Annotated in this window: 6 protein-coding genes and 1 pseudogene; 4 read left to right on the top strand and 3 right to left on the bottom strand. The window is 36.0% G+C overall.

The window, feature by feature from the left end; translation table 11 throughout:
• Window positions 1-242: 242 nt before the first annotated feature.
• The 3 genes and pseudogenes from BOQ64_RS06940 to BOQ64_RS06930 all read left to right on the top strand — a co-directional run bounded on the left by BOQ64_RS06940 (window position 243) and on the right by BOQ64_RS06930 (window position 8,550).
• Window positions 243-5,271, top strand: a pseudogene (locus BOQ64_RS06940) (translocation/assembly module TamB domain-containing protein).
• Window positions 5,271-7,598 carry a BamA/TamA family outer membrane protein gene (locus tag BOQ64_RS06935; RefSeq protein WP_129059669.1) on the top strand — a complete coding sequence of 776 codons (2,328 nt, stop codon included), beginning with the start codon at window positions 5,271-5,273 and terminating at the stop codon, window positions 7,596-7,598. The pseudogene BOQ64_RS06940 and the gene BOQ64_RS06935 overlap by 1 nt, the downstream one beginning before the upstream one ends.
• 1 nt (window position 7,599) lies before the next feature.
• Window positions 7,600-8,550: a YihY/virulence factor BrkB family protein gene (locus tag BOQ64_RS06930; protein ID WP_129054485.1), complete on the top strand. Its 951-nt coding sequence runs from the start codon at window positions 7,600-7,602 to the stop codon at window positions 8,548-8,550.
• Window positions 8,551-8,801: 251 nt separating this feature from the next.
• Here the strand turns inward: BOQ64_RS06930 and BOQ64_RS06925 are convergent, their stop codons facing one another.
• On the bottom strand, window positions 8,802-10,145 hold the full coding sequence (locus BOQ64_RS06925) for a T9SS type A sorting domain-containing protein (RefSeq protein ID WP_129054483.1): 1,344 nt from the start codon (window positions 10,143-10,145) through the stop codon (window positions 8,802-8,804).
• A 20-nt stretch (window positions 10,146-10,165) separates the two neighbouring features.
• Window positions 10,166-11,926 carry an arginine--tRNA ligase gene (gene argS / locus BOQ64_RS06920; RefSeq protein WP_129054481.1) on the bottom strand — a complete coding sequence of 587 codons (1,761 nt, stop codon included), beginning with the start codon at window positions 11,924-11,926 and terminating at the stop codon, window positions 10,166-10,168.
• Window positions 11,927-12,089: 163 nt separating this feature from the next.
• Here argS and BOQ64_RS23045 point away from each other — a divergent pair, with 163 nt between their 5' ends.
• Window positions 12,090-12,245 (top strand): bacteriocin-like protein, encoded by a 156-nt coding sequence (locus BOQ64_RS23045; protein WP_164975771.1) that lies wholly within the window; start codon window positions 12,090-12,092, stop codon window positions 12,243-12,245.
• Between the two features lie 86 nt (window positions 12,246-12,331).
• On the opposite strand, the gene BOQ64_RS06915 is transcribed toward BOQ64_RS23045, so the two are convergent.
• Window positions 12,332-13,900 carry a SusD/RagB family nutrient-binding outer membrane lipoprotein gene (locus BOQ64_RS06915; protein WP_129054479.1) on the bottom strand — a complete coding sequence of 523 codons (1,569 nt, stop codon included), beginning with the start codon at window positions 13,898-13,900 and terminating at the stop codon, window positions 12,332-12,334.
• Window positions 13,901-13,905 lie beyond the last annotated feature (5 nt).

Genomic DNA, 13,905 nt, shown 5'->3' with positions numbered 1-13,905 from the left:
AACATTTGAATTTTCATTTTTGCTAACTAACCTTTTCAACATTAAAAAATGATTTAAAGGGGGCTTTTTTAAAAAACAAAATCCGCACCTTGGCTCGTCTTACTCAACTATTCACTTGACAACTACACAACTAAAAATTCCATAATAAGGCAGCCAAGGCAGGATTTTTGCATTCGTAAAGGATACTACAACAAAGACCGAATAAAATAGTATTATTATCTTTGTTAGAAACCTTCCTACTTTTGAAACTGAAAATCAACACTACAAAACTTATAAGGCGTATTGCAATAACCTTTATTTCAATATTGGTAATTCTTACCCTGTTGATCCTAAGCTTAAGACTTCCTGCCGTCCAAAACTTCATCAAAGACAGACTGATTGCTTATCTGGAGCAAAAAATTAAAACCAAAGTAAGCCTCGAAAGAGTCTACGTTGGATTCCCCAACAGTCTTGTGATGGAAAACCTTTACCTCAAAGGTCAGGATGTAGACACCCTTTTAGCTGTAAAAAAACTGGATGTAGGCTTACACATGCTGAAGCTCATCAACTCTACAGCGGATATCACTTCCGTAGATCTGGAAGGTGCCAGAGCCAATGTAGTCAGAAAACCGGACGGTAAATTCAATTTCGATTACATTATTGATGCCTTTGCCACTACAGACAAGGAAGAAAGTTCTTCAAAACCTTTCATTATTTCTCTCGATAAAATCAATTTAAAAGATGTTGGGGTTACCTTCAATGACCAACAGTCTAAGAATGATATTAATCTTTATTTCAAATCTTTCGATACCAGAGTAAAAAAATTCGATCTCAATAAAAACACCTATGCTGTTAACGATATTAATCTTGATGGATTAAAATTAAAACTTAAGCAGGGCATTGTAGAAGAGGTTTCCAAAAAAGTTGAGAAAAAAGTAGACTCCCTTAATGAGAAAAAACCGATGAATATTGGTTTAAGAGTAATCAAGCTTACTCACTTTGATATTGACTACGGTGATGAAAATACCAAGACCTATGCTAAGGTTTTATTCAAAGAACTAAGCACAAAAGTTAACAAACTTGATCTTGAAAATAATGCATTCAACGTTTCGAATGTATTCCTTTCCGGGGCAGACATCAATGCCAACCTTTATCTTCCGGCTCAGAATGCCAATCCAAAAAATAAAAAAGAAGCTGAACCATCCAAAGTTTCCGATCAGGACAAAGCCATGAATCTTCTTTTAGGTAAACTGGTTTTAAATGACGTAAAAGTGGCTTATAACAATACCGCAATTGCTCCTACCAAACAGGGAATGGATTTCAACCACCTGAATTTTTCCAAAATAAATGTTGAGGTAAGAAGCTTCAAAATGGAAAATAATACTTTTGCAGGAACTGTTAATACAGCAGAAATTCAGGAAGCAAGAGGTTTGAATATCCAAAAATTCAATACAGATTTTATGTATGCAGAAAAAGAGGCATACCTGAAAGACCTATACCTTCAAACTCCAAAAACATTATTACGTGATGAGGTTATTCTAAACTATAACTCCATCGATCAGCTGACTACCAATTTGGGAGCAGTAAAGATTTCGGCTAATATCAAAGATTCTAAAATTGGGTTTTCTGATATTTTAAATCTGGTTCCTACTTTAAGAAATACAGTTCCATTCAATAAATATCCAAACGCGATTCTGAATGTGAATGCTAATGTGAAAGGAAGTGTAAATGATCTTTTCATCCAAGATCTTAAAGTTTCCGGACTGGATCAGCTAAGAGTGAATGCATCAGGAAGAGTTAAAAATGCGATGAATCCTGATCAATTGTATTACGATCTAAGAATCGGAGAGTTTTCTTCTAATGCAAAAACAATTTTCAATTTAGTCCCGAAGAATACCATTCCTTCTAATATTACCCTGCCTTCAAACTTCAGTATTAAAGGAAATGCAAAAGGAACAACCAAAGTGGTCAATACAGACCTCAACCTCTACTCTACCCTCGGAAATGCAGCGATTGTTGCCAATGTGGATATGCGTAGAAAAAATCATGAATTATATGATGTAAAAGCTAATCTTCAGGGAATACAGGTTGGAAAGATCATTCAGAATAAAGATATCGGCTCCGTCACGGCCCAGATTTCTGCTAAAGGAGAAAGTTTCGATTTCAAAAATGCCAATGCCAATGTAAAAGGACATGTTGCAGCTGCAACTTACAAAGGGTATCGTTATCAGAATATGAACTTAACAGGTAAGATCAACAAAGGAGCTTATGCTGTTAATGTAAATTCAAAAGATCCTAATGCAGATTTACAGTTAATGGCTTCCGGAATCTACGATGAAAAAAATCCTACTGTAAAAGTTAATGGTGAAGTCATTAAATTGGATGTCAACAAACTTGGTTTCTATGAAAAACCAATGATTCTTGCCGGAAAAATAGATGGTGATTTTACCAGCCTTGATCCTAATAATTTGAATGGCTATTTAGACCTTAAAGATTTTGCCTTTTCAGATACCAAAGAAGTCTATCCTGTACAGGAAGTTCATCTGAAAGCCTCTTCTACAACAGATTCTACGCAGATTATTTTTAACTCTCAGATTGCAGATGCTGAATTAAAAGGAAAATACAAACTTACGCAGATCTTTGGTGCTTTAACACAGACTATCAATCAGTATTATCAGTTTCAGAAACCGGATAAAACACAGAAAATTGATCCGGGGCAGCATTTTGCCTTTACTGCAAAGATTAAAAATGATGATCTGATCAGAAAATTCGTTCCGGATCTGAAAAGCTTTGAAACCATTAACCTGGCAGGAAATTATGATGCAGATTCTCAAAAAATTGAAATTGACGGCCAGATTCCTCAATTGCTTTATGGTGAAAATACCATTGAAAAAGGAACTTTAAAAGTCACCAATGAAAATCAGGCCTTACAGTATAATTTGAATGTTGCCGCTTTAAAAAGTTCAAGCTTTTCACTAAAAAAATCAATATTGATGGTGATGTTGCTGATAACACAATCAACTATAATATCACTACAAAAGATGATAAGGATGCTACCCAATTTCTGATTGCAGGAAATGCAAAATCATTAAATGACATTACAGAGGTTTCTCTGAATCCCAATGGTTTAAAACTTAACTATTCTGATTGGAATGTTGCTGAAAACAATAAAATCCAGATCAGCAACAAAGGAATTTTAGCAGATAATTTCACTTTGAGCAATGGTGGAAGCCAAATTTCCATTCAGTCGGAAAGTGAAAGCCCAAGTAGCCCTTTGAACATTGCACTGAAAGATTTTAAAATTGAAACCATTACAGAACTTATCAAAAAAGACACGGTGCTGGCGAGAGGAACCATCAACGGAACCGCTCAGCTTAGGGATGTAATGAAAGATATGACATTCACCTCAGATTTAAATGTTTCCAATCTTATTGTCTATGGAAGTCCAGTCGGTAATCTGGCTGTAAAAGTGAATAATTCTTCACCGAAACTTTTAAATGCTGACATTGCCCTTTCCGGAAACAATAATGATGTAAGAATTCTTGGAGATTACAATACCGCTTCAAGCTCTTTTGACCTGAATATGGCGATTAACCAGCTTCAGATGAAGAGTATTCAAGGGTTCTCTATGAATGCCATTACCAATACGGAAGGTTACCTTTCCGGAAATCTGAAAATCACTGGAACAGCAGACCAACCCAATATTCTCGGAAAAGTAAAATTCAATGATGCAGGACTTGAAATTGCCAAAACAGGAAGTGATTTCAGAAAGCTGAATGATGAGATTGATTTTACCAACCGCGGTATTGAATTTAATAAGTTTAAGATTAAAGATAAGGATGGAAATGCTTTGGTTGTGGATGGCCAGGTTCTTACCCAGACTTACAGAGATTTCGCTTTCAATCTTAATGTGAACGCCAAAGATTTCAAGGTGGTTAATTCACAGAAATCAAATGATGCCATGATGTATGGAATTCTGGCGATTGATGCCGGCCTTCGTATTCGCGGAAATCTTGATCTTCCAAAAGTAGACGGAAAATTGAGTGTTGCTGATAATACGGATTTCACTTTTGTACTGCCTCAATCTAACCCTTCATTACAGGAAAGAGATGGGATTGTAGAGTTCGTGGATCAGGATCAGGTTGTTCTTAATAAAACCATCAAGGCAGATTCTCTTAACGCTCAAAGCCGTATCAAAGGGATGGATGTAAGCGTTAATATCGAAGTAAGCAAAGAAGCAAAATTATCAATCGTTATTGATAAGGCCAATGGAGATTTCGTACAGCTTCAGGGAGAAGCAGAATTAACCGGTGGAATTGATCCTTCAGGGAAAACAACATTGGTAGGTGTGTATGAAGTGAATAAAGGAAGCTATGATCTTTCGGTAAGTTTCCTGAAACGTAAATTTGATATCCAGAAAGGAAGTACCATTACCTGGACAGGAGAGCCTACTATGGCTGTAATGGATATTACTGCCGTTTACAAAACGGAAGCCGCTCCTATTGATCTTGTAGAACAACAGGTAAGCGGAGACGGAAGTGCGTCACTTATTAATCAGTTTAAGCAGAGAATACCATTTAATGCTTTACTGAAAATGAAAGGAGAACTGTTGAAACCTCAGCTTAGTTTTGATGTTACTACAGATGAAAAAAACAATTCCGTATCTACGAATGTAAAGGATGTTGTGGATCAAAAGCTTGCCCAGCTAAGAACACAGGAATCTGAATTAAACAAACAGGTATTTGCCCTACTTCTTCTGAACCGTTTTATTGGAGAAAATCCATTTGAAAGCGGAGCGGGAATGTCTGCCGAAACCATGGCAAGACAGAGTGTGAGTAAAATTCTTTCTCAACAATTAAATAATCTGGCAGCCGGACTGATTAAAGGAGTAGACCTTAATTTTGGGTTAGATTCTTCAGAAGACTACTCTACCGGCCAAAAAATACCAGAACCGATCTGAATGTAGACATCAGTAAGAAATTATTGAATGATAGGTTAAAAGTGACGGTAGGAAGTAATTTTGGATTGGAAGGGCAAGCCCGTCAGAATGAAAATATGACGAACATTGCCGGAAATGTTTCTGTAGATTACAGTCTTTCCAAAGATGGAAGATATATGCTACGAGCGTATCGTAAAGATGAATATCAGGTGGCTCTTCAGGGGCAGATCATAGAAACCGGAGTTGGATTTATCATCACTCTGGATTATGACAAATTCCGTGAGATTTTCCAGAAGTCCAAAGAGAAGAAGCCTAAAAAGAATCAAAACAATCAAGTGGTAGAATTTAAATAATGAGTAATACATTCCCAACATACTGTAAATATCTGTTCATTTCCGGATTAGCTTCGGCAGTGGTTTCCTGTAGCAACACCAGGTTTTTGAAAGAAAATCAGATGCTGTATACTGGTGCTGAAGTAAAAATTGAAAGCGACACTATTTCAAAAAAAGAAAAAAAAGACCTTCAGGCCGCTTTGGAAGCCAACCTTACTCCAAAGCCCAACTCCACGTTTTTAGGAATGCGCCCTAAGCTTTATTTCTACAATATTGCCAAGGAACCTAAAAAAGATAAAGGGTTCAATTACTGGCTTAAATATAAAATGGGTGAAAAGCCTGTATTATTAGGAGATGTAGACCGTGAGTTCAATAAAGATATCATTGAAAATTATTCTGAAAATAAAGGATATTTCAATGCCAGAGCTACCTATGATACCGTTTCAAAAAACAAAAAAGCTAAGGTAATTTATACATTAAAACCTGGCGCCAGATATTTGATTGACGGAGTGAAGTTTCAAGAAGACTCTACTCTTATTAATCAGGAAATTCAGAATGTAGCCGGGAAAACTCTTCTTAAAAACGGAAGACCTTTTGACCTGGATGTGATTAAAACTGAAAGGGAAAGAATTGATAATAACCTAAAGGAAAGAGGATTTTATTACTTCCATCCTGATAATATCATTGTACAGGCAGACAGTACGGTGAATAAAAACCACAAAGTAGAACTGAATGTAAAGCTTAAGGACAATACTCCGTCTTTAGCTACTCAGCAGTTCAGCATTGATAAGGTTATTGTATTCCCTAATTACAATATTCAGGATGTGAAAGAAGGAAAATACAGTGTTCCGATGAACACAGATTCCCTGAGTAAATATGCATTTGATGATATTTACGTTATTGATCCGCAACATAAATTCAAACCGAAAATTTTTGATAGAGCATTATACTTCAAAAAGGGAGATCTTTACAACCGCTCCAATCACAATCTTACGCTGAACCGATTAATCAGCTTAGGTGTATTCAAGTTTGTGAAGAATGAATTTGTAACTTCAGATTCTCTCAATCATAAATTTGATGCTTATTATTTGTTAACACCCAGACAAATTCAGTCTTTAAGACTTGAGGCATTAGGAAGAACAAACTCGGCCAATTACGCTGGTAGTGAACTTAATCTGAACTGGACGCACAGGAATTTCTTCAGAGGGGCGGAACAATTTAAAGCATCTATCTACGGAGCTTTTGATTTCCAGATGGGCGGTGCTCAGGATGCGAATAATATTTTCCGAGCCGGAACCAATGTTCAGCTTTCTATTCCGAGAATTGTAGCTCCTTTCCGTTTTCATTCTTCCAGTGAATTTGTTCCAAGGACCAATATTACGCTGGGATATGAATTTCAGAATAGAACAAAATATTATACGCTTAATAATTTCACAGCCTCATTTGGATATTTATGGAAAGAAAATGCTCGAAAAGAGCATGAGCTGAAAGTCATTGATATTACTTTGGTTTCCCCGGAAAAGGTTACTGCAGAGTATGAAGCTAACTCGGCCAATAATCCAGCTATGAAACGAATTGTTCAGAAGCAGCTTATCTTTGGTCCCACTTATTCATACACTTACACCAATACCATGCTTCCGAGGAAGAATACCTTTTATTATAAAGGTACCCTGGATCTTGCTGGAAATATCTCAGGTTTAGTAAGTGGAGCTAATGTAAAAGAGGATAAAGAGAAAAAGATCTTCGGCATCCCTTTCAGTCAATATGCTAAGATTGAAAATGACTTCAGGTTTTACCATAAGTTTACGGAAAAGTCATCACTGGCAACAAGACTCATTGCAGGAATTGCTTACCCTTATGGAAATTCAGAGTTCGTCCCTTTCTCTAAACAGTTTTTCTCTGGAGGAAGTAACAGTATCAGAGCTTTCCGTGCAAGAACATTGGGACCGGGAAGTTTTGATCCAAGAACAATGAAGGCAGGAACGTACTTCGACCAGTCCGGAGACATTAAACTTGAGCTGAATGCTGAATACCGAGCTAATCTCTATAAATTCATCAATGCAGCAGTATTTGTAGATGCAGGGAACATCTGGCTTCTTAATACTGATAAAGACAGACCAGGAGCAAAATTTTCAAAAGATTTCTTAGATGAAATTGCAGTGGGCGCCGGAGTTGGTCTGAGACTTGATTTTTCAATATTAGTGTTAAGGCTAGATTTAGCGATGCCATTGAGAGTACCTTATTATGAAAAAGGAGACAGATGGGCCTTCGATAAAATTAATTTCGGAGATCCAAGCTGGAGGAAAGACAATCTTGTATTAAATATTGCCATCGGATATCCTTTCTAATATGATTAATAATATTAAATTTTTCTGGGAAGTTCTCAAAGACACATTTAAGGAATGGAACAGTTCTTCCGCATCCAAGGATTCAGCGAGCCTTGCCTATTATGCGATCTTTTCGATCCCGGGATTATTAATTATTATTATCTGGGTACTGGGTAATTTCTTTGGGGAAGAAGCTATCCGCGGACAGATCAGTACCCAAATCAGTGGAATTATGGGGCCCGATGTAGCCAAGAGTATTGAAGGAATGCTTGCCGGAGCTTTAATTGACAAAAAGAATATTTTCATGAAAGCAGTAGGAGTAGGAGCTCTTGTTTTTGGTTCCACTACTCTATTCTTTCAGCTTCAGCATTCATTAAACGCTCTTTGGGACGTAGAATCTGCGCCTAAGAAAGCTTTACTTAAGTTTTTATTAGATAGAGCCAACTCGCTTGGAATGATCCTGATTCTTGGGTTCCTGCTCATGATTACTATGGTTTTATCTTCATTGATCAGTCTTTTTAATAAAATCATCACTCAATATTTTGGATTTGAAACCTATCTTCTTGTAGAGGTTGTCAATTTTTCAATCGGTTTCGGACTTGTTATGCTCTTATTTGCTTTGATGTTTAAAGTGCTGCCTGATGTACAGATCAGTTGGAAATCCGTTTGGAGAGGTGCTTTTTTAACAACCGCTTTATTTACGCTGGGTAAATTTTTATTGAGTCTTTATTTCAATCAGGTTAAACCTACGTCAGCTTTCGGTGCTGCCGGAACTGTCATTTTAATTATGATGTGGATTAATTATTCCTGTATGCTGATATTCTTTGGTGCTAAATTTACCAAGGTGTATACCTATAAAAAAGGGTATAAAGTTATTCTCTCCAAACATGCAAGATGGACTCCTGCAAAACTTTATGCAGATAGCCTTAAACAAATGAATGATCAACAGAATACAGATCGTAAAGAATCATAAGTTCTGAATAATGAATATAAAAAACCTCAGATATCACTTCTGAGGTTTTTCATTGTTTAATTTTGTAATTATATACAATTTGATCCTAATCCTGATATTAAAACTCTGCCATTCTGAATACAGACTAACAGTCTGTGAACCTAATTCAGGAGTGAAATGAAGAATCTAAACCATAGATAAGATTCTTCATTCGTCAGAAATCAAAGATCAGACATAGTCAATGACAATGGTGTAAAGTTTATATAGCCACCTTAATTTTTAATTATTTTATAAGACTTTCCGTCTATTTTAACAAAATAAATTCCTTTTTCAAGAGATGAAATATCTATTATATTAACTCCTTTTTTAATCTGAATGTTTCTTACCAAACTTCCGATTGCAGAATACATCTGACCAACGCTTTCCTTCTGAGCAGTAAAATTAATTTTATCTGAAACAGGATTCGGATAAATATCTGTAATGAAAGAATTATTAAGTTCTTTAGTATTTAAAACATTAGCATTATATATTTTCCTTACTCTATCATTGTCTCTGTCTGTAAAATAGAGAGCTCCATTATTTGTAATAAACAAATCTTCTGGTGTATTAAGGTTTGCAGATAATGGGTTCCCACCATCCCCAGAAAAGCCTGGTGTTCCGGTTCCTGCTATAGTATTAATAATTCCACTTGCAGCATCTACTTTTCTAATCCTGTGATTGCCACTGTCTGAAATATACACATTACCTGCATTATCAACGGCTACTCCTCCAGGAGCATTTAATCCAGCATCTTTTGCAGTTCCTCCGTCACCACTAAAAGAAGCGGTATCAAAAGCACCTGCAACTCTTGTTACTATTTGTGTATTAGCATTTACTTTTAAGACATTATGTCCACCAGAATTCGCAATAAAAAGATTACCTTCATTATCCATCGTAACATCTACCGGATAATAAAGATTAACATTTGTAGCTAAGCCAAGATCATTATTACCAGACGTCCATGAATAGAACCCCGTTCCTGCAACTGTTGTTATAATTCCTGTAGAATGGTCTATTCTTCGTACTCTATGGTGCCCACTATCTGCAAAATAAATATTATCTGATGCATCGATATACATCCCTAGGGGTTGATTCAATCTCGCAGAAAGTGCTGGTAATCCATCACCAATTGGAGTTGTTATAGTAGCTCCGTTACCCGCAATTGTAGAAATAATTCCTGTACTTTTAGTAACTTTTCTAATACGGTGATTCATTGTATCAGAGATGTAAACATTTCCTTGGCTATCAACCACTACTCCCTGAGGCCCAGAAAACCTTACTCCTACCCCTATAGCCAGCTCTCCATCACCGGTAAAACCAATTCCACCTCCACCTGCTATAGTGTTCATAATCCCAGTACTTGCATTTACCTTTTTTATTCGATGGAAGGTTGAGATATAAAAATTTCCAGTTGAATCAACAAAAATATCAGTTGGAAATTTAAAAGCAGATGATGTTGCAGGAAGATTATCCATTGCACTACCTGTTTCTGGATTACCTGCAACAGTAACAATCGTCTGCGCTTTCGCTATAAACATTCCCAATAATAAAGCAAAATAAGTAATCTTTCTTTTCATCCTTACTTTATTATATTATTTTACATTCTGTTTACCGTTCCAATACCCAGCAATTCTAACGATTTTTTAATCGTTTTTGCTGTAATATCTGATAAATTCAGACGGAACTGTTTCATATTTTCATCATCCTGATTCAGAATCGGGTTATTCTGATAGAATGAGTTATAAGATTTTACAAGGTCATACACATAGTTGGCTACCAACGCAGGGCTTAAAGTTTCTGCAGACTTCGCCACCACTGTTTTAAAGTTAGCCAATTGCATAATCAGTTCTTTTTCAAACTGATTCAATACAACATCAGTCGTTTCTTTGTATTCAAATGCTGCTTTTGATAACAATGATTGAATACGAGCGTAAGTATATTGAATAAATGGTCCTGTATTTCCATTAAAATCGATACTTTCAGCAGGATTGAAAAGCATTTTTTTCTTAGGATCCACTTTTAGCATGAAATACTTTAAAGCTCCTAACCCTACTGTTTCGTAAGATGCTTCTTTATCTTCTTCAGAAAGAGTTTCAAGCTTTCCTAGTTCCTGTGCTTTAGATTTTGCAGTCTCATACATTTCCTGCATTAAGTCATCTGCATCTACAACAGTTCCTTCACGGGATTTCATTTTTCCTTCCGGTAATTCAACCATTCCGTAAGAAAGGTGGAATAACTGATCTGCCCATTCATATCCTAATTTTTTAAGGATCTTAAATAACACCTGGAAGTGATAATCCTGCTCATTCCCTACTGTATAGATAAGCTTCTGAATATCATTTTGCTTAAAACGCTCTACTGCCGTCCCTAAATCCTGAGTCATATAAACTGAAGTACCATCGGAACGTAGCAATAATTTTTGGTCAAGCCCTTCATCGGTAAGGTCACACCAAACAGAACCATCTTCTTTCTGATATAAAACTCCTTTATCCAAACCTGCCTGGATAAGGTCTTTCCCTAAAATATAAGTATTGCTTTCATACTGAACCTGGTCAAAATTTACCCCTAATCTCTTATAGGTTTCGTTGAATCCCTTGTATACCCAAGAGTTCATCTCTGCCCAAAGATTTCTTACTGTTTCATCACCGTTTTCCCAATCCAGAAGCATTTTCTGAGCTTCCTTCATTACCGGAGCCTCTTTTTTAGCCTGCTCTTCTCCAACTCCCTGACTAACAAGTTCAGCGATTTCTTTCTTATAATTCTTGTCAAATTCTACATAGTAGTTTCCAACAAATTTATCTCCTTTAGTATTGGTAGTTTCAGGAGTTTCTCCGTTACCGAATTTCTCCCAAGCCAACATCGATTTACAGATATGAATCCCTCTGTCATTAATGATCTGAGTCTTGATAACATCATAACCCGCTTCTTTTAAAATCTGAGCTACAGAAAATCCTAACAGATTATTTCTGATGTGTCCTAAGTGAAGAGGTTTATTGGTATTTGGTGAAGAATATTCCACCATTACTGTAGCATTTTTCTTCTCTATTGTTGAAAAACCATTGTGAACAGATCTGAAGTTATCCACAAACAGTTGGTTTTTTACTTTAACATTAAGGAATCCTTTCACAACATTAAAGCTTTCGAAAATATCCGTTTGCTCCGTTAAAGCTTCACCTAATTCAACCCCGATACTTTCAGGGTTTTTCTTTAATTGTTTTACCAACGGAAAAGTAACGATAGTAAAATCACCTTCAAATTCCGTTTTATTTTCCTGAACTTCCAGTTTGATGTCTTTTAATTGATATACATTTAAAATGACCTCCGAAAGTTTTTGTTCTATAATATCTTTAATATTCATCTCAAAATTTAAAGTACAAATTTAGTGAAATAAAAAAGACGAGTCTATAATGTGAAGGTAGACATTCAATTATTTAGAATGTTTTTGAATAATCATTCTGAAGATCAACCCCTTGTCTAAATTTTACATATATTTATTCTACTAATCAAACAAAAAATTTATTATGAAAAATCTAAAAAAAATCACGAAAACTAATCTTAAAAGAATTACCGCTGGAGATGCTCCTTGCTGTGAACCATGGGGACAATGTCCTGATGGCTACAAACAATGCCAGGAATGGGGAGCCTGTGTTCCTAAATATGTTGACTGTGGTGGATAAAAAAAGAGGTCTTTACGACCTCTTTTTCATATGTGTAAAATAAAAAACCGCCCGAAGGCGGTATAATATGAATGTTGTTAAATATATTAATTTTTGTCCCAAATTAATTTGGTATCCATTTTATCTCCTCCGATAGAGGCAGAAGCAGCTTGGTAATTTGCTGTATTTAAATTCTGTACAGTAGTTGGATAGAAAATTCTTGTCGGTACATCTGTTAAACCAGCAATAAGCGAATTAAATGTATAAGTAGTCACCCCCGTTGCAGATGGCTTATTAAGATTAGCCGTTTGCCCAGGCAATAACAATGTATTCGGGTATCCGGTTCTTCTATATTCTGCCCAAGCTTCATTAGGCTGCATAAATAATGCGATATACTTTTGCGTGATTACATTTGCTTTACTCGCTGCAGGAAGTCCAGCTACGAATGTATTGATTTTAGTTGCATCAATACCCCATCTTTCCATAGATGCTTTCACTCCTTTTTCGTAATTAGCCTGTGACCATCCGTTCGCTTCTGATAATAAGAATTCAACCTCTGCATACTCCATGAATATTTCAGTAAAACCAGGTTTCAGGATATCTTTACCAAAGTAACTTGATGTACCTGACTGGCTTGATGTCAACGAAGATGGTACACCATAAGGCATCCCCTGGATTTCGCTTATATTGGTAGCTTCAGTCATTGTATATTCTCTAATATCAGTTGCTGAATTAGATATTGGAGCTGCATATTTAAAAATTCTAGGATCTACACCAAAAACTCCTTTCTCTCCTTTAAGCAACTGAACAAATGGCTTTGAAACAGAAAAGTCAGATCTGCTAATATAGGTTGAAAAGAATGGTGATGGATTAACCAGATTATTTTCATAAGTTAAACCTACAGTGTCATCATTAGAGGTCATTACTCCTGAAGCAATAGCATCTGCAATATGTGCTTCCGCTCCCGGAACAGCTCCTTTCAGTCGGGTAGCTATTCTCAACCTTAATGAATTTGCAAATTTCTTAAGCTTAGCAGGACTTTTAAACAATTGATCTCCTTCAGAGAAAACCTTATCTTTAGAAAGGTCAATCATTTCTGAAGCCTCTTTAAGCTCTTTTAAGATATCCGTATATACTTTTAGCTGTGTAGCAAATTTAGGCTGCAAAGTACCTTCGATATTTAATGCCTGGAAATCAGCATCTTTATTACCATAAGACCAATATGGAATATCACCAAAAGCATCTGCCAGGTTAGCGAATACATAAGATAACATAATTCTTGAAGCAGCGATCTGGTTTTCATTACTTCCATAAGCAAGCATCTTACCTTTAGTAGCTGGGTCAATATTATAATCGATAATTTTCTTATAATCTTGTGCTACGTAGTAAGTTCTTGCCCACAATTGATCTCCTGTAGTAAGTCTGTATTGATATCTGTCTTCTTCAGTATATATTTTTTGTGCTGAATATTGAACAAATGGTAGCATCATTCTTCCTGATACCCAACCATCTCTTGTATAGTCCATATATTCTTTGTTTCCATTATTGAACAATCCAGTCGGCAGAGGATTCTCCGTAGAGTTTGGATTGGTATCAATTTCATCTAGTTTATCCGCACAGCTGTTAAGCGCTAAAGATAAACCTGCTACTGCTATTATTGAAAATATTTTTTTCATTGTAA

Source organism: Chryseobacterium sp. CH25 (assembly GCF_004119455.1).
Classification (GTDB): Bacteria; Bacteroidota; Bacteroidia; order Flavobacteriales; family Weeksellaceae; genus Chryseobacterium.
This window is presented reverse-complemented; position numbering and strand designations above follow the sequence as displayed.

Excerpts from the sequence above, each read along its gene's own strand:
- BOQ64_RS06935 (WP_129059669.1), top strand. The coding sequence starts at position 5,271 with ATGAGTAATACATTCCCAACATACTGTAAATATCTGTTCATTTCCGGA.
- BOQ64_RS06930 (WP_129054485.1), top strand. The coding sequence starts at position 7,600 with ATGATTAATAATATTAAATTTTTCTGGGAAGTTCTCAAAGACACATTT.
- BOQ64_RS06925 (WP_129054483.1), bottom strand. The coding sequence starts at position 10,145 with ATGAAAAGAAAGATTACTTATTTTGCTTTATTATTGGGAATGTTTATA.
- argS (WP_129054481.1), bottom strand. The coding sequence starts at position 11,926 with ATGAATATTAAAGATATTATAGAACAAAAACTTTCGGAGGTCATTTTA.
- BOQ64_RS23045 (WP_164975771.1), top strand. The coding sequence starts at position 12,090 with ATGAAAAATCTAAAAAAAATCACGAAAACTAATCTTAAAAGAATTACC.
- BOQ64_RS06915 (WP_129054479.1), bottom strand. The coding sequence starts at position 13,900 with ATGAAAAAAATATTTTCAATAATAGCAGTAGCAGGTTTATCTTTAGCG.